A 15,954-nucleotide genomic window follows, 5' to 3' on the forward strand; every position below is an offset into this window, starting at 1 on the left:
TCCCCGACCTCGAAGATCCCGCCCTTGTCGGGGGCCAGGATCTTCGAGGTCCGGGCGGGCCGCCACCCGGGGGAGCGGCCGACGGGACCGTCAGACGCCCTGCGGCACCCCGGCCGGCCGGCCCCGGCCCCGCGTCAGCGAGTAGCCGAACACGGCCGCCAGCGCGGCGAGCACGCCGCCGCCCACGGTCCACAGCCAGCGGTCGGTCCACCAGCCCGAGGCCCAGCCGTCCTCCGGCTCACCGGCGGACGGCACCCGCGGCGCCGCCGAACCGTCCGCGTCGCCGTCCTTCGCACCGGCGACCGAGACGCCCGGCACCAGCGGCTCGGAGAGCGCGCCGTCCACGTCGTGGGCCCCGCCCTGCTCCTTGACGGTCGCCTTCACCTCGGCGCCGACCGGCAGTCCGAGCTCGTCGGCGGGCAGGTCCACCACCGTGAGCCGGACGTAGTAGCTGCCGGGCAGCGGGTCGTTCGCCCACGGCTCGGACCAGGCCCGCACGGGCCGCAGGACGCAGGACAGCTCGACGGTGGCCGCGTCGGCCGCCGCCTTCCTGGTCTGGTGCCCGTACATGCAGGCCTGGCGGCGGCGCAGACCGTCGTACACGTCGATCTGCCAGGTGGACGTGGAGCGCCGGGCCGCGTTCTCGGGCAGCTTCACCGTGGCCTCGACGGTGGGCCGCTGACCGGCGTCGGCCGGAAACACCCAGTACAGGTAGTCGCCCGTCGAGGCCTGCGCGGTGCCCGTCTGGTCCTGCTTCAGCGCGGTGGCCGTACGGAACGTGGTCCCGGCCTCCGTGGGGCCCGCCCCGTCGTCTGCGGGGCTCGCGCTCGCCGACGGGTCGTCCGCCACCGCCGCGCCGGCCGAGGTGAGCAGGGTCAGTCCGGCGAGCAGCGCCCCGGTCAGCGCGCGTCGCACGCCGTGGGTGCGGCGAGTGGTCGTACGCATCAGTTGGTCCTCCATACGGCGACACGCCAGCGCGAGATCCAGCCGGTCAGCAGGCCCGCGACCAGTCCGGTCAGGACCAGCACGCCGAGCAGCCACCAGCCGCGGCCGAGCCCGAAGGCCGCCACGTCGGAGGCGTTGTCCGGGCCGTCCACCAGGTCCACGGTCAGTTCGACCGGCAGACCGGGGGACTTCTTCACCGAGGCGGGCGCGGAGAAGGAGTGGGCGAGCTGGAGGCAGACGGTCTCGGCGGCGGGCTTGCCGTCGCCGTCGTCACCGTCCTCCACCTCGGGCTTCGGATAGCGCAGCCCGGACGAGATCACGTCCGTGCGGCCGGTCCCGGCCTCGGAGCCCCGGACGATCTCGCGTCCGTGCACGGTCACCGCGCGCAGCAGCACCCCGTAGTCGTCGTCCACGGCGCGGTCGGCGGCCACGCTCGCGGAGGCGCGCAGCTCCTGACCGGGCAGCACATCGACGCGGTACCAGCGGTGTTGGCCGATCTCCGAGCGGTCGGTGAAGAGACCCGGCTTCAGCTCGGGCGCGGCGGCACAGCTCTTGGCCCCCTCGGTCGCCACCGGAGTGACGACGGGCTCGGCGGCCCGGTCCACCAACTGCTTGACGCGGTCGGAGAGTTCGTCCTTGTGCTGGACGGCGGTGTACGTGCCGCCGGTGGCCTCCGCGATACAGGTCAGCTGCTGGCGGATCTTGGCGTTGGGCACCAGGCCCAGGGTGTCCACGACCAGGTGGGTGCCGCGCGCGGCGATCTCCCGGGCCACCTCGCACGGGTCGAGCGGCCCGCAGGTGTCCTCGCCGTCCGTGATGAGCACGATCCGCCGTGAACCGTCCCCGCCCTCAAGGTCGTCGGCCGCGCCGAGCAGGGCCGGGCCGATCGGCGTGAAGCCGGTCGGGGCGAGGGTGGCGACGGCGGTCTTGGCCTCGGTACGGTCCAGCGGGCCGACCGGGTACAGCTGCCGGGTGTCCTTGCAGCCGACCTTGCGGTCCTCGCCCGGATAGTCCGCGCCGAGCGTTCGGATGCCCAGCTGCACCTGCTCGGGCACCGCGTCCAGAACATCGTTGAACGCCTGCTTGGCGGCGGCCATCCGGGACTGGCCGTCGATGTCACGGGTGCGCATGGAGCCGCTGACGTCGAGCACCAGCTCGACCTTGGGGGAGGGGGTGGCGGGGGCTTCGTCGGCGGCGGCGGGGATCGCGGTGCCGAGCCCGGCGGCCAGGGTGGCGAGCGCTATGCCCACCCCGGTCGTCAGCCGTTTTCTAGTGATCATCGCCGGATCTTATGGAAAATCAGTTCGTATTCCCAACCGGGGGTCTTGGAGTGCGAGGTGGCGGGTGTGGGGGTCAGTGGCCGGTGAGTTCGCCGGTGAGCCTGGAGTGGAGGTGGGCGCTCGGGCCGTTGAGGCCGATGATCTCCACGGTCTTGCCGCGTTGCCGGTATTTGGTCTCGATGGCGTCGAGGGCGGCGACGGAGGAGGCGTCCCAGATGTGGGCGGCGGAGAGGTCGATGACGACGTGGTCGGGGTCGTTCGCGTAGTCGAACCGGCCGACGAGGTCGTTGGAGGAGGCGAAGAACAGTTCGCCGGTCACGGAGTACACGACGGTGGTGTCGTCGGGGTCGGTGACCGCGGTGACGTCGGCGAGGTGGGCGACGCGCTTGGCGAAGATGACCATGGCGGTGACGGAGCCGACAACGACGCCGATGGCGAGGTTGTCGGTGGCGACCACCACGACCACCGTGATGACCATGACGGCGATCTCGCCGGCGGGCATCCGCTTCAGGGTCTTCGGGGCGATGGAGTGCCAGTCGAAGGTCGCGAAGGTCACCATGACCATGACGGCGACGAGGGCGGCCATGGGGATGTCGGAGACGATCGGGCCGAAGACGATGCACAGCACCATCAGGAACGCGCCCGCCAGGAAGGTGGAGAGTCGGGTGCGGGCGCCGGAGACCTTCACGTTGATCATCGTCTGGCCGATCATGGCGCAGCCGCCCATGCCGCCGAAGAAGCCGGTGACGATGTTGGCGATGCCCTGGCCGATGGACTCGCGGGTCTTGGAGGAGTGGGTGTCGGTGATGTCGTCGACGAGCTTGGCGGTCATCAGCGACTCCATGAGCCCGACCAGGGCCATCGCGAACGCGTAGGGGGCGATGGTGGTGAGGGTGTCCATGGTGAAGGGCACGTCCGGCAGCCCCGGCACCGGCAGTGACGAGGGGAGTTCTCCCTTGTCGCCGACGGTCGGCACCGCGATCCCGGCCGCGACCGTGATGACGGTGAGGATGACGATGGACACCAGCGGGGCCGGGGCGACCTTGGTGACGCGCGGGAAGAGCACCATGAGCGCCAGACCGCCGATGATCAGCGGATACACGGCCCAGGGAACGTCGTGCATCTCGGGGACCTGGGCCATGAAGATCAGGATGGCGAGAGCGTTGACGAAGCCGACCATCACCGATCGCGGCACGAAGCGCATCAGCTTCGCCACGCCGAGGGCGCCCAGGACGATCTGGATGACTCCGGCCAGGATGACGGCGGCGATCAGGTAGCCCAGGCCGTGCTCGCGGTTCAGCGGCGCGATGACGAGCGCGACGGCACCGGTGGCGGCGGAGATCATCGCGCGGCGGCCACCGACGATCGAGATCACCACGGCCATGGTGAACGAGGCGAACAGGCCGATCGCCGGGTCGACACCGGCGATGATCGAGAACGAGATCGCCTCGGGGATCAGGGCCAGAGCGACCACCAGACCGGCCAGGATCTCGGTGCGCCAGACCTTCGGGTCGTTCAGCCAGTCCGGGCGCAGGCCGCGCAGCTGTCCGGCGGAGGTCGGTACGGAAGTGGACAAGGAACCAGGCACCTGTCGTGCTCGGGCACAGCCCGCCGACGGGCCGGGGCGTGCGGGGAAGGGCGCGCAGGGGCCGGGTCGGCAACCCTGCGGACGGCCTGCAGGGCGGGCCGGAAGTCGAGAGGGGACGGAACCGGCCTGGCGCGCGCGGGCGGCTGGCGGCTCACATCGGGGTGCGGAGGGTCACGGGGGGCAGACGGCGGCGATCGGCGTCAAGGGCTCGCGCACGCTCTCTCTCCTGCAAGAATCGGGAATCTTCGCCGGGGCCTCTTCGGCCCCGGGAACGGCGGTGACGGAGCGGATCAGCCGCTCCCGCACCAGCAACTCTACCCTAACGTTAGAGTCGAGTTCGGCGGGTCGTACGGGATGCGGCCGCCACGACGAGAAGGGCCGGGGCCACAGGCGTGGACGACGACCACATGCAGATCGGCGAAGTCGCCGCACGGACCGAACTGTCCCTGCGCACCATCCGCCACTACGAGGAAGCCGGGCTCGTCATCCCCTCCGCCCGCTCTCAGGGCGGCTTTCGTCTCTACACCGAGACCGATGTGCAGCGGCTCATGGTCATCCGCCGGATGAAGCCCCTCGGGTTCACCCTGGACGAGATGCGCGACCTCCTCGACGTCACCGACCGTCTCGACGCCGCCCCGCCGACCGACAGCACCGAACGTGCGGCGCTCCTGGAGCGCATGGGGGTCTACGAGCAGGCCGCCGCCCGGAAGATCGAGGAACTGCGCACCCAGCTGACCCGTGCCGAGGACTTCGCCGCGACCCTGCGCACGCGCCTCGGGCATGCCCCCGGTGAGGGTGCCTCCGCTCGCACCGACACGGTTCGCCCCTGACCTGAGGCCGGTGCCGGGTCGGCCCGGGCGGCGCTCGGGCCGGGAATCCTGTGCTGCCGCCATGGGGATGGATCTGACGTTGTTCATGGTGGACTGGGGGTGGCCGGCGGCCGTCCCCGTCGAGAGCCGGATCCGGCCTCGACCGGCGGCGGGGCGTTCTTCCTGACGGCCTCCGCCGACCGCTGGCACCGGCACGTCCTGCCGGCCTGCCCGCCGGAGGTGCTACCGGGCAAGGCGCGGGCCTGGGAGCGGACGGAGCTGCGTCTGAAGGAGCTGGGAGCGCCGTTCGCCGCCGAGTGCGAGGGCTGGGCGGGCCGCCCGGACACCTTCGAGGACTTCATCGCCCTGCTGCGTGAATGGGGCGAGGTGACGGCGACGGCCGCCCGCCGCGGCTGGGGCCTGGTGGGGCTGCCTTAGGGGCTGTCCGGCTCTTCGCCCGACGCGGGCCGGGCGAACGCGCCAGCGGTGGCGGCCAGGGTCGCCGCGGTCGCGGCCTGGGCGGGCAGCTGGGGATCGGGGGCGGTTCGCAGGAGTACCAGCTGGTGGTAGAGCGGTGCGGTGGCGGCGATCAGCAGGCGGCGCGCGTCCGGGTACGGCGGGAGTTCGCCGCGTTCGACGGCCCGCCCGACGAGGATCTCGCAGCGCGCGTACCGGTCCTCCCACAGCCGTTGCTGGGCGTCGGCGGCCTGCGTGGAACGGAACGAGGCGGCCATCAGGGCCTGGGGGATCGACGGCCGTACGACCAGGGACTCCTGGATCTCGTCGTTGAGGGCCGTCAGGTCGCCGCGCAGGGATCCCGTGTCCGGAGGCTGCCAGTCGTCCTCGCCCGCCGCGTCGAGGACGTCGGCGAGCAGTCCGCCGACGTCCTGCCAGCGCCGGTAGACCGTGGTCCGGTGTACGCCGGCGCGGGCCGCGACACCCTCCATCGTGAGCCCCTCGTAGCCGTGTTCACCCAGTTCGGCACGGACCGCGTCGAGCACCTGGGCCCGGACGCGGGCGGTGCGGCCGCCCGGTCGGCGGTCCGGCGGCGTGTCGGCCCGGGCGCGTTCCGGCGGATCCTCCGGCAGGTCGGTCATCGGGAATCAGGTTGCCCGGTGGCATGGGTCATGGCAGCATCTTAAAGCAACAGTTGTCGCACTAGTGGAGTCGCCGATGCTCTTCCGAAGCTTTCCCCCGGCCTTGCGGTCCGCCGCCACCGCTTCGTCCACGACAGCTTCGGAGTTGCCCGTATGCCTACCCAGATCACCGCACTCGCCGTCAGCAAAGCCTTCGACGGCAGGCCCGTTCTCGACTCGGTGACCTGCTCGCTCGCCCGGGGCGAGCGCACCGGCATCGTCGGCGAGAACGGGTCGGGCAAGACCACCCTGCTGCGGCTGCTCGCCGGCCGGGAGAGCCCCGACCGGGGACGGGTCGTCCTGCGGGCCGACGGTGGCGTCGGCCATCTCGCCCAGGACGAGGTCCTGCCGGCCGATATGACGGCCCAGCAGGTGATCGACCGCGCGCTGGGCGATCTGCGGGCGATCGAAGGACGGATGCGCCGTCTGGAGGCGGCGATGGCCGACGGTGACGCGTCGGCGCTCGACGCGTACGGCGAGGCCGTCTCGGCCTTCGAGCTGCGCGGCGGCTACGACGCCGACGCCCGGCTGGAGCGAGCCCTGCACGGCCTCGGGCTGAGGCAGGTGGACCGCGCCTCGACCATGGGCGCCCTCTCCGGCGGCGAACGGGCCCGACTGCGTCTGGCGTCGGTGCTGGCGGCCGCCCCGGAGGTGCTGCTCCTCGACGAGCCGACCAACCATCTCGACGAGGCCGCCCTGACCTGGTTGGAGGGGCACCTGCGCAGCCGGCGGGGCACCACCGTGGTCGTCTCCCACGACCGGGGCTTCCTCGAACAGGTCGCGACGACTCTCCTGGAGGTGGACGGGGACCGGCACGGCGTCGCCCGGTACGGCAACGGCTACGCCGGCTACCTCGCGGAGAAGGCGGCGGCACGGCGGCGCTGGGGCCTGCGCCACGACCGCTGGCGTGAGGAGGTCGACCGGGTGCGCGACGCGGTCGCGGTCACCGCCCGCCGGGTGGCCCCCGGCAGGCCGATGAAGGACGGCGACAAGCTCTCCTACAACCAGGCCGGCGCCCGCGTGCAGCAGTCCTTGGCCGGCCGCGTCCGCAATGCGGAGGAACGGCTGAACCGCTTGCTGGCCCACCCGGTTCCGGCCCCGCCGGACCCCTTGAGCTTCTCGCCCGTGCTGCACGCCGGACAGCTGCACGGCACCGTGCTCGACGCCGTCGGGGTCTCGGTCGCGGGCCGGCTCGACCCGATCGATCTGACGGTCCGGGCGGGCGAGCACCTGCTGATCACTGGCGGGAACGGCGCGGGCAAGAGCACCCTGCTGAGCGTCCTGGCCGGCGAGCTGGCCCCCGACCGCGGGCACGTCGTCAGGCGCGGCCGTATCGGCTGCCTCCCGCAGGACCCGGTGCCCGGCCCGCCGGACGAGACCCTGCTGGCCGCCTACGCCCGAGGGTTGCCGGGGGAGCCGGACGAACACGCCGAACGGCTCCTGGCCCTCGGGCTGTTCGACCGTGCCCGGCTGTCGGCGCCCGTCGGGCGGCTCTCCACCGGCCAGCGGCAGCGGCTCGCCCTGGCGCGGCTGGTCGGCAGGCCCGCCGACGTCCTGCTGCTCGACGAGCCGACCAACCACCTCTCCCTCGACCTCGCCGAGGAACTGGAGGCCGCCCTGGCCGGGTTCGACGGTGCCGTCGTCCTCGTCAGCCACGACCGGTTGCTCCGACGGCGCTGGCGAGGCGCCCACCTGGCCCTGCGGCCCGCCCGCGTCCCCGCGCTCAGCGACTGACACCTGACCCCTCCTCCGGTCTGCCTCCGCCGCCACCTCCACCCGAAACGAGTGATCACTCTTGTCCCGCCCGTCCCGACGCCGTTCCCACATCGCGATGATCGGCGCCCCGATCGTCAGCCACGTCCTGCCCGGCCTCGGCATCATCCGGGAGCTGGTGGCCCGGGGCCACCGGGTCACCTACGCCGACGACCCGGCCCTGGCGGACCGGATCACGGCCACCGGCGCCGAATTCGTCCCCTGCACCACGGTGCTGCCGGTCGCCGACAACGACTGGCCCGCCGACCCCGTCGCCGCGATGGGCCTCTTCCTCGACGAGGCCGTCCAGGCGCTGCCCCAACTGCACACCGCCTACGACGACGACCCCGCGGACCTGTACCTGTACGACATCGGCGCCTACGCCGCACGCGCCCTCGCCGAATCGCAGGGGCGGCCCCTCATGCAGCTGTCCCCGTCGTTCGTGGCCTGGGAAGGTTACGAGGACGAGGTCGCGGCGCACCTGCGGGCGCTGCCCGGCGCCGACGCGTACCGGGAGAGGTTCGGCCACTGGCTCGCCGGCTGCGGGGCGGCCACCCTCGACGTGGACGCCTTCTCCGGTACCCCCGCGCGGGCCCTCGCGCTGATTCCCCGGGCCATGCAGCCCAGCGCCGACAAGGTCGACACCGGGGCGGTGACGTTCGTCGGGCCCTGCTTCGACTCCCGCGCCGACCACGGGCGGTGGACCCGGCCGGAGGGCGCGGAGAACGTCCTGCTGATCTCGCTCGGCTCGGCGTACACCCACCGGCCGGAGTTCTACCGCCAGTGCCTCGCGGCGTACGGGAACCTGCCCGGCTGGCACATCGTGCTCCAGATCGGCAAGTACACCGACCCGCGTGAGCTCGGCGACATCCCGCCCGACGTCGAAGTGCACTCCTGGGTCCCGCAGCGGGCGATTCTGGACCAGGCGGACGCTTTCGTCACCCACGCCGGAATGGGCGGCTGCGGCGAAGGGCTCCTCGCGGGCGTCCCGATGATCGCCGTGCCCCAGGGCGCCGAACAGTTCATGAACGCGGACCGGTTGGCGGAGCTGGGCGTGGCCCGCCGCATCGACACCCCGGACGCCACGGCCGAGACTCTGCGAGCGGCCCTGGAGGAGCTGATCGCCGACCCCGAAGTCGCCCGCCGGTGCGCACAGTTGCGGGCCGACGCCCGGAGCGAGGGCGGCCCCCGGCGCGCCGCCGACCTCATCGAGGACATGCTGGCCTCCGGCGGTGTCAGGAACCGCCGAGCAGCGGACCGGACGCCCGCTCCAGGACCGAGGTGACTCGCTGCCAGGTCTCCACATCCCTTTCCAGCGGAGGCAGTTGACGGTCCGTGCCGGACTTCTGCCAGGCCGTCGCCAGTGCCACCGGGTCGCCCCCGCCCGCCGCCGACGCGGCGAGCGCCGCCGCGCCGAGGGCGACCAGCTCCCCACTGCCCGGGATCACGAGCGGGCGGCCCGAGAGCCGGCGCACCGTCTCCACCCACATCCGCCCCCGCGCCCCGCCGCCGATCAGGCGCAGCGGCCGGGCGGCGACCTCGGGCGCGTCCGGGTCGAGACCGCAGGCCGCCAGCAGTTCGTCCATGGCCCGCAGCACGGTGACGGCCGCGCCCTCGTAGGCGGCGCCCAGCAGTTGCTGCCGGGTGGTGTCGTGGCGCAGCCCGGTCAGCAGTCCGGCGGCGGTCGGCAGATCGGGGGTCCGTTCACCGTCCAGGTACGGGAGCGCAACCGCCTCGCCGCCGGGCGCCGCGTCCTCGCGGTCCAGGCCGAGTAGGGCGGCCACCTTGTCCACGGCGAGCGTGCAGTTGAGGGTGCAGGCCAGCGGCAGGTACGTACCGTCGGCGGCGGCGAAGCCGTTCAGCGCGGTGGACGTGGGGCGGGTGCGGGAGGCGGCGAACACCGTGCCGGAGGTGCCGAGGCTGAGCGCCGGGTGGTCCAGCAGGCCGTCGCCGCCCAGCCCGAGGCCCACGGCGGCGCTCATGTTGTCGCCGGTGCCGGCCGCCACCGCGATGCCCGCGGGCAGCCCGAGCGCACTCGCCGCCGACTCGGTGAGCGAGCCGATCCGGGCCGCCCCGGTGGGCGCGACCTCCGGAAGCAGGGCCGCGTCGAGGCCGAGGAGTTCCAGCAGGACGGGGTCGTAGGCGCCGGTCGCCGTGGAGTACCAGCCGCTGCCCGACGCGTCCCCCGGGTCGGTGGCCGCGACGCCCGCCAGGCGCTCGGTCAGGAAGTCGTGGGGGAGCCGGACCGCCGCCGCGTTCGCGGCGCTCGCGGGGTCGTTCTCGCGCAGCCACTGCCACTTGGAGGCGGTGATGGACGCCACCGGTACGGAGCCGGTCCGCGCCGTCCAGGCCCCGGGCCCGCCGAGCGCCTCGGTGAGGGCGGCGGCCTGCGGTGCGGAGCGGGTGTCGTTCCACAGCAGTGCGGGGCGCAGCGGCCGGCCGGCCCCGTCCAGTACGACGAGCCCGTGCTGCTGTCCGGCGACCGCGATGCCGGTGACCGCGCGGGCGGGGAGGCCGGACTCCTTCAGCCCGGCGGCCACCGCCTCGCACAGGGCCCGCCACCAGACCTCCGGATCGCTCATCCGGGCCCCGGCCTCGCCGGTGACCACGTGCGGGGCGCGCCCCACGGCGAGCTGCTCGCCGGTCACCGCGTCGATGAAGGCGGCCTTGGTGGACTGGGTCGAGCTGTCCACGCCGATGACGACGCCGGGTGACGGCATGGGGGCCTCTTTCGCGCTGCGGGTGCGGGTGCGGGTGTGAGTGGTGGTGCTTGTGCACGGGGCTGATCATTCGGCTGCGGCACGAACAAATTACGGGATGCGCGGCCCTCTGCACAGGGGGCTGGACGTGCTCCGTGCGGCAAGGGGGTTCCGTGCCGGGGGTGCGGTGTGCTTGATTAGTCATGACACTGAACAAATAGGGGTGCCGGGCTTCGCCGGGCGTCCCGACGGCAGGCGAAGGCGGTCGGACGACGATGACGGAACGCTTCACCCCCACCCCCGAGGACAAGTTCAGTTTCGGTCTGTGGACCGTGGGCTGGCAGGGCCGGGACCCCTTCGGCGACGCGACCCGCGCGGCCATCGACCCCGTCGAGTCGGTGCAGCGGCTCGCGGAGCTGGGCGCCTGGGGCGTGACCTTCCACGACGACGACCTGATCCCCTTCGGGGCGCCGGAGACGGAGCGCGAGGCGATCGTCAAGCGCTTCCGGCAGGCGGTCGACAGCAGCGGGCTCGTCGTACCGATGGTGACGACGAACCTCTTCACCCATCCCGTCTTCAAGGACGGCGGATTCACCGCGAACGACCGTGGCGTACGCCGCTACGCACTCCGCAAGACCCTGCGCAACATCGATCTCGCCGTCGAACTGGGCGCGACCACCTTCGTGGCGTGGGGCGGCCGCGAGGGGGCCGAGTCCGGCGGGGCGAAGGACGTCCGCCTCGCGCTGCACCGGATGAAGGAGGCCTTCGACCTGCTGGGCGAGTACGTCGTCGAGCAGGGCTACGACCTCCGCTTCGCCATCGAGCCCAAGCCGAACGAGCCGCGCGGCGACATCCTGCTGCCCACCATCGGCCACGCCCTGGCCTTCATCGAGCGCCTGGAGCGCCCCGAGCTGGTCGGCGTCAACCCAGAGACCGGGCACGAGCAGATGGCCGGGCTGAACTTCCCGCACGGCATCGCCCAGGCCATGTGGGCGGACAAGCTCTTCCACATCGACCTCAACGGCCAGTCCGGCATCAAGTACGACCAGGACCTGCGCTTCGGCGCGGGCGACCTGCGCCAGGCGTTCTGGCTCGTCGACCTGCTGGAGAGCGGCTACGAAGGGCCCCGCCACTTCGACTTCAAGCCCCCGCGCACCGAGGACTACGACGGTGTCTGGGCCTCGGCCGCGGGCTGTATGCGCAACTACCTCATCCTCAAGGAGCGGGCCGCCGCCTTCCGCGCCGACCCCGAGGTGCGGGCGGCCCTGCGCGCGTCCCGTCTGGACGAACTGGCGCGGCCCACCGCCGGCGAGGGCCTGGCGAGCCTCCTGGCCGACCGCACCGCCTACGAGGACTTCGACGTGGACGCCGCCGCCGCACGCGGCATGGCCTTCGAGGCGCTGGACCAGCTCGCCATGGACCACCTGCTCGCCGTGCGCTGACGTACCGGGTGATACACCGGGCGTGCCGAGGCCGCTGACGTAACGGCTGGGCCGAGGCCGCTGACGTACCGGGTGAGCCGGGGGCGCTGACGTACCGGGTGAGCCGGGGCCGGGCGCGGCCCCGGCTCACCCGCCGGACGGCACCGCGTACGCCACCGGGTCGTCCAGCACGTCCTGCACCACGAGCGCCGCCGCACCCCGCGCCGCGTCGCCCGCCACCGACGACACCCGGAGCCGGCCGCTGCCCGGGGCCCAGAGCCCCGACACCACGCGGCCGGTCAGCTCCTCGTCGGCGGGCGGCGCCAGCCACGGCATCAGGCCCCGGTAGATCCCGCCGAGCACCACCGCGTCCGGGTCGATCAGGTTGACCGCACCCGACAGCACCCGGCCCAGCATCTGCCCGGCCTCGGCGACCGCCGCCACCGCCCGCTCGTCCCCGGCCCGCGCGCGCCGCTCCAGCTCCAGCACTCCGGAGGCGCCGCCGAGCCCCTCGATCCCGGCCGCCCGCAGCAGCGCGGCCTGTCCGGCGTACTGCTCCAGGCACCCCCGCGACCCGCACCGGCACTCCGGCCCCGCCGGGTCCACCACCACGTGCCCGATCTCCCCGGCGAACCCGTGCGCGCCCCGCAGCAGTTCGCCGTTCAGCACCAGCGCGCCGCCGACCCCGATCTCTCCGGTCAGATACAGGAAGCTGCGTACGTCATCGAGGCCGCCGAACCACAGCTCGGCCAGCGCCGCGAGATTGGCCTCGTTCTCCGAGACGACCGGCAGCACGCCGAGCCCGGGGCGCAGCGTGGCGAGCGCGTCGCCGAACAGGTCCTGCGCCGGGACCTCGTTCCAGCCGAGGTTGGGGGCCTGCCGTACCGCCCCGCCGGAGACCAGACCGGGCAGCGCCAGCGCGGCGCCTACCGGACGCAGCTCCTGCTCCCGCGCCGAGTCCAGGGTCCGTGCGGCGATCGCGGCCGCGCGGGCGAGGACGTCCTCGGCGGGCGCGCCCCGGTTGTCGAGGTGTTCGGTCTGCCGGACCCGGCCGGTGCCCGCCAGGTCCACCACGCACACCGACACGTAATCGATGTTGATCTCCACGCCGAGCCCGGCCGGCCCGGTACGGGCCACCTTGAGCGCGGTGCCGGGGCGGCCCGCGTGCCCGCTGAACGTCTTGCCCGACTCGGTGAGGAACCCGCTGTCCATCAGCTGCTCGACGAGCGAGGACACCGCGGCCCGGGTCAGCCCGACCCGGGCGGCCACCCCGGCCCGGGTCGCCTCGCCGCGCTCGCCCTCGTCCCGCACGGCACGCAGTACCAGGCTCAGATTGTGCCGTCGCACGGTGTCCTTGTCGGCCTTGGGCCCCAGCGGAGTGAGGATGCTCTTCATATCGTCGCCGAGCCTATGTGATGCGGAGCTTCCGGCGGTGGTGCGGGAGGGGGCGGTCCCGGCCGTCCGGCCGGAACCGTCCCCTCCCGCGCTCAGGGCTTGGCGCCCCGGTCCTTCAGCATGTCCGCCATCAGGCCGATCTCCGACTGCTGGCCGCGGACCATGCCCGCCGCCAGATCCCGGATGGCGTCCGTCCTCGCCGTACCGGCTGCCGCCTGCGCCATGTCCGCGCCCGCGCGGTGGTGCACGGTCATCAGCCGCAGGAACAGCACCTCGGCAGCCTTGCCCTCGGCGGCCTCCAGCGCCTCCAGCTCCGCGTCGGTGGCCATGCCCGGCATCAACGAACCGTCGTCGGTCGGGGTGAGGGTGTGCCCCATCCACTCCATCGGCGGCCCGGCCGCGCTCTTCGGCAGCCCCCACATCTCCAGCCAGCCGAGCATCATGCCGCGCTGATTTGCCTGGGTGTTGATGATGTCGTACGCGAGCCGCCGCACGTCCTCGTCGTCGGTGCGGTCCCGCACGATGAACGACATCTCGACCGCCTGCTGGTGGTGGATCGCCATGTCCCGGGCGAAGCCCGCGTCCACGGAGTCCTCCGCCGGAGCGGACCGCGCCGCCGAGGACGCCCCGGACGGGGAGGCCGCGGAGGGGCGGACGACCATCAGCGCCACCAGCCCGAGCGCCACGATCAGCACGGAGACTCCGGCGAGGACCATCCGACGGGTGGAGCCGGAAGGGGCCAGGGCGGTCACTTGTCCAGCCCGCCGGTGCAGGCGGCCCCCGGCTCGGGGGTCTGCGGGCCCTGCACGTACTTGCTGAAGAACTGTCCGACCCGGTCGTCCTTCGCGCTCTTGACGGTGACCTGCTTGCCCCACGCGCTGAGCATCAGCGGGTCCTTCTGGTCCTTGACCGGGCTCATCAGGGAGTACGGGGTCGACTTGACCTTCTTCGTGAGCGCCTCGATGTCCGCGTCGGAGGCCTTGTCGTTGTACGTGACCCAGACCGCGCCGTGCTCCAGCGAGTGCACGGCGTTCTCCTTCGGTATCTCCTCGGTGTAGACGTCCGCGTTGCAGTTCATCCAGACCTGGTTGTGGTCGCCGCCGACGGGCGGGTTCATCGGGTAGTCGACCTTGTTCGCCACGTGCTCCTGCGTCAGCTTGTCCCAGCTGCGCTCACCGGTGACGGGCGAGGTCTTGGCCTGCTCCTCCTTCTTGTCCTTCTCGTTCGCCTGCACCATCAGATAGCCGCCTCCGGCGACCAGGGCGCCGACGACGGCCACCGACGCGGTGATGGTGATGATGCGGCCGCGGCGCTCGCGGGCGCGCTCCTTGCGCCGTGCCTCTTCGAGCTTGGCGCGACGTGCCGATGCCGGGTTGTTCTGGTTCTTGGGGGAAGCCATGGGAAGTCCTCGTCGTTCAACCGATGCATACGGGGCGATGCATGAAGGAAGGGGGAAGGGATGCGGGGCATACGGAAAGCCGCTCCCGGTGAACCGGCGCCAGGGCGCGGCGGGAGAGCGGTTCCGGCCTCTAGATCCGTTGGACCTGAAGACGCAGTTGATCGACGGAACGCACACCGTCGTGTGCGGGACCCCGGATGGCCGCCGCACCGGTGAGCGGGGCGGCGGGGACGAAGGCCACGGGGGAGGGGACGGCCACGGGGGCGGACGACGCCGGAAGCACGACGGCCACCGTGTGCGTCGAGCCGCCGTGGCACGAGGTCCCCAGCCCGCGGTCCGCCGCGGTGGCCATGACGACCGGCTCGAAGGCCGCGTCGGGAGTCGGGGTGAACGCGCGGACGGCACTCGTGCCGGCCGGGCCCGCCGCGACCGGCACGGCGGCGGCCGAGGTGGTGGCCGTGCAGCAGAAGAGCATGGCCAGCAGGAAGAACACCCAGCCCAGGGCGAGGGGCGCGCGGGAGCGGTACCGCTGCCGGTCGATCCGCGTGCTCACCCTGGTCATCGCCCGTCATCGTAGTGGGTGTATGAAGATTCAAAGAATATGGGTCGAGCTATATGGGTCGAGCTGTCGAGCTGTCCGCGGGATAGTGTGCCCGAGTGACCACGCAATCGAACATAGCCGCGGGCTGGTTCCCTGATCCCCATGGCGCCCCGCAGCTGCTGCGCTACTGGGACGGGACCCGGTGGACCGAGCACACGCATCCGGCCGACGGACAGCAGGCCCCCGCCGCCGCCCAGCAGACCCCCATGCCTCAGCAGGCCCCGGCCGCTCAGCAGCCCCCTGCCGCCGGCGGGTTCCCCGCCCAGCAGTCCCCGCAGGCCCAGCAGGCCGTGTCCGCCGGTTCGCTCTTCGACCAGCCGGTCCTGGTGGTGAACCAGAAGGCCAAGCTGATCGAGGTCACGAACGAGTACCGCGTGTTCGACCAGCACGGGGCGACCGTCGGTTCGGTCGTCCAGGTCGGCCAGAGCGCGCTGCGCAAGGTGCTCCGGTTCGTCTCCAGCATCGACCAGTACCTGACGCACCGCCTGGAGATCCGCGACGCGCACGGCCGGCCGCAACTGCTGCTGACCCGCCCCGCGAAGTTCATCAAGTCGCGCGTCATCGTCCAGCGCCCCGACGGGCAGCCCGTCGGCGAGATCGTCCAGCAGAACGCCATCGGCAAGATCAATTTCGCCATGACGGCCGGCGGTGTGCAGGTCGGTGCGATCAAGGCGGAGAACTGGCGCGCCTGGAACTTCGCCATCGTCGACCACAACGGCACCGAGATCGCCCGGATCACCAAGACCTGGGAAGGCCTCGCGAAGACCATGTTCACGACGGCCGACAACTATGTGCTCCAGATCCACCAGCGCCTGCCCGAGCCGCTGCTCAGTCTGGTCGTCGCCACGGCGCTGACCGTGGACACCGCCCTCAAGCAGGATGCCCGGGGCCTCGGCTGACCGGCCGTTCCCGCCCGACCCCTCAGGACG

Annotated in this window: 15 protein-coding genes; 6 read left to right on the plus strand and 9 right to left on the minus strand. The window is 72.6% G+C overall.

Annotation, left to right across the window (positions count from 1 at the left end):
- Positions 1-90 precede the first annotated feature (90 nt).
- The 3 genes from ACIQPT_RS35130 to ACIQPT_RS35140 form a co-directional block, all read right to left on the minus strand.
- Entirely contained in the window at positions 91-945 is an 855-nt protein-coding gene (locus ACIQPT_RS35130) for a hypothetical protein (protein WP_401162071.1), read from the minus strand.
- A complete protein-coding gene (locus ACIQPT_RS35135; protein ID WP_401162073.1) occupies positions 945-2,225 on the minus strand; it encodes a VWA domain-containing protein in 1,281 nt (426 codons plus the stop codon). Before ACIQPT_RS35135 ends, ACIQPT_RS35130 begins: the two co-directional genes overlap by 1 nt.
- Positions 2,226-2,298: 73 nt before the next feature.
- Positions 2,299-3,801, minus strand: a complete 1,503-nt coding sequence (locus ACIQPT_RS35140) for a SulP family inorganic anion transporter (RefSeq protein WP_401162074.1) — start codon at positions 3,799-3,801, stop codon at positions 2,299-2,301.
- A gap of 404 nt (positions 3,802-4,205) precedes the next feature.
- Here ACIQPT_RS35140 and ACIQPT_RS35145 point away from each other — a divergent pair, with 404 nt between their 5' ends.
- Both ACIQPT_RS35145 and ACIQPT_RS35150 read left to right on the plus strand, forming a co-directional pair.
- Positions 4,206-4,643 (plus strand): MerR family transcriptional regulator, encoded by a 438-nt coding sequence (locus ACIQPT_RS35145; RefSeq protein WP_401162076.1) that lies wholly within the window; start codon positions 4,206-4,208, stop codon positions 4,641-4,643.
- Positions 4,644-4,742: 99 nt separating this feature from the next.
- Positions 4,743-5,060, plus strand: a complete 318-nt coding sequence (locus ACIQPT_RS35150; RefSeq protein ID WP_401162078.1) for a hypothetical protein — start codon at positions 4,743-4,745, stop codon at positions 5,058-5,060.
- Here ACIQPT_RS35150 and ACIQPT_RS35155 read toward each other — a convergent pair.
- Complete coding sequence (locus tag ACIQPT_RS35155; RefSeq protein WP_401162080.1) at positions 5,057-5,719, minus strand: TetR/AcrR family transcriptional regulator; 663 nt, start codon at positions 5,717-5,719, stop codon at positions 5,057-5,059. The genes ACIQPT_RS35150 and ACIQPT_RS35155 overlap by 4 nt on opposite strands.
- Before the next feature lie 153 nt (positions 5,720-5,872).
- Between ACIQPT_RS35155 and ACIQPT_RS35160 the strand changes: the two genes are divergently transcribed.
- A complete protein-coding gene (locus ACIQPT_RS35160; RefSeq protein ID WP_401162082.1) occupies positions 5,873-7,492 on the plus strand; it encodes an ABC-F family ATP-binding cassette domain-containing protein in 1,620 nt (539 codons plus the stop codon).
- Between the two features lie 97 nt (positions 7,493-7,589).
- Positions 7,590-8,795, plus strand: coding sequence for a macrolide family glycosyltransferase (locus ACIQPT_RS35165; RefSeq protein ID WP_401162083.1), 1,206 nt, complete (start codon positions 7,590-7,592; stop codon positions 8,793-8,795).
- On the opposite strand, the gene xylB is transcribed toward ACIQPT_RS35165, so the two are convergent.
- On the minus strand, positions 8,746-10,230 hold the full coding sequence (xylB, locus tag ACIQPT_RS35170; protein ID WP_401162085.1) for a xylulokinase: 1,485 nt from the start codon (positions 10,228-10,230) through the stop codon (positions 8,746-8,748). The genes ACIQPT_RS35165 and xylB overlap by 50 nt on opposite strands.
- A gap of 254 nt (positions 10,231-10,484) precedes the next feature.
- Between xylB and xylA the strand changes: the two genes are divergently transcribed.
- Positions 10,485-11,651, plus strand: coding sequence for a xylose isomerase (gene xylA, locus ACIQPT_RS35175; RefSeq protein WP_401162086.1), 1,167 nt, complete (start codon positions 10,485-10,487; stop codon positions 11,649-11,651).
- A 126-nt stretch (positions 11,652-11,777) separates the two neighbouring features.
- On the opposite strand, the gene ACIQPT_RS35180 is transcribed toward xylA, so the two are convergent.
- The 4 genes from ACIQPT_RS35180 to ACIQPT_RS35195 form a co-directional block, all read right to left on the minus strand.
- Positions 11,778-13,025, minus strand: coding sequence for an ROK family protein (locus tag ACIQPT_RS35180; RefSeq protein ID WP_401162088.1), 1,248 nt, complete (start codon positions 13,023-13,025; stop codon positions 11,778-11,780).
- Positions 13,026-13,117: 92 nt separating this feature from the next.
- Positions 13,118-13,777 carry a DUF305 domain-containing protein gene (locus tag ACIQPT_RS35185; RefSeq protein WP_401162090.1) on the minus strand — a complete coding sequence of 220 codons (660 nt, stop codon included), beginning with the start codon at positions 13,775-13,777 and terminating at the stop codon, positions 13,118-13,120.
- Complete coding sequence (locus ACIQPT_RS35190; RefSeq protein ID WP_401162092.1) at positions 13,774-14,424, minus strand: DUF3105 domain-containing protein; 651 nt, start codon at positions 14,422-14,424, stop codon at positions 13,774-13,776. Before ACIQPT_RS35190 ends, ACIQPT_RS35185 begins: the two co-directional genes overlap by 4 nt.
- 130 nt (positions 14,425-14,554) lie before the next feature.
- On the minus strand, positions 14,555-14,986 hold the full coding sequence (locus ACIQPT_RS35195) for a hypothetical protein (RefSeq protein WP_401162094.1): 432 nt from the start codon (positions 14,984-14,986) through the stop codon (positions 14,555-14,557).
- 95 nt (positions 14,987-15,081) lie between these two features.
- On the opposite strand from ACIQPT_RS35195, the gene ACIQPT_RS35200 reads away from it, so the two are divergent.
- Positions 15,082-15,924, plus strand: a complete 843-nt coding sequence (locus ACIQPT_RS35200) for a phospholipid scramblase-related protein (protein ID WP_401162095.1) — start codon at positions 15,082-15,084, stop codon at positions 15,922-15,924.
- The last annotated feature ends 30 nt before the right edge of the window (positions 15,925-15,954 follow it).

It is taken from the genome of Streptomyces sp. NPDC091289, from assembly GCF_044757365.1.
Taxonomy (GTDB): Bacteria; Actinomycetota; Actinomycetes; order Streptomycetales; family Streptomycetaceae; genus Streptomyces.

What these genes read in the sequence shown, in the direction of transcription:
- ACIQPT_RS35130 (WP_401162071.1), bottom strand. Translation starts at nt 945, where the DNA reads ATGCGTACGACCACTCGCCGCACCCACGGCGTGCGACGCGCGCTGACC.
- ACIQPT_RS35135 (WP_401162073.1), bottom strand. Translation starts at nt 2,225, where the DNA reads ATGATCACTAGAAAACGGCTGACGACCGGGGTGGGCATAGCGCTCGCC.
- ACIQPT_RS35155 (WP_401162080.1), bottom strand. Translation starts at nt 5,719, where the DNA reads ATGACCGACCTGCCGGAGGATCCGCCGGAACGCGCCCGGGCCGACACG.
- ACIQPT_RS35160 (WP_401162082.1), top strand. Translation starts at nt 5,873, where the DNA reads ATGCCTACCCAGATCACCGCACTCGCCGTCAGCAAAGCCTTCGACGGC.
- ACIQPT_RS35165 (WP_401162083.1), top strand. Translation starts at nt 7,590, where the DNA reads ATGATCGGCGCCCCGATCGTCAGCCACGTCCTGCCCGGCCTCGGCATC.
- xylB (WP_401162085.1), bottom strand. Translation starts at nt 10,230, where the DNA reads ATGCCGTCACCCGGCGTCGTCATCGGCGTGGACAGCTCGACCCAGTCC.
- xylA (WP_401162086.1), top strand. Translation starts at nt 10,485, where the DNA reads ATGACGGAACGCTTCACCCCCACCCCCGAGGACAAGTTCAGTTTCGGT.
- ACIQPT_RS35180 (WP_401162088.1), bottom strand. Translation starts at nt 13,025, where the DNA reads ATGAAGAGCATCCTCACTCCGCTGGGGCCCAAGGCCGACAAGGACACC.
- ACIQPT_RS35190 (WP_401162092.1), bottom strand. Translation starts at nt 14,424, where the DNA reads ATGGCTTCCCCCAAGAACCAGAACAACCCGGCATCGGCACGTCGCGCC.
- ACIQPT_RS35195 (WP_401162094.1), bottom strand. Translation starts at nt 14,986, where the DNA reads ATGACCAGGGTGAGCACGCGGATCGACCGGCAGCGGTACCGCTCCCGC.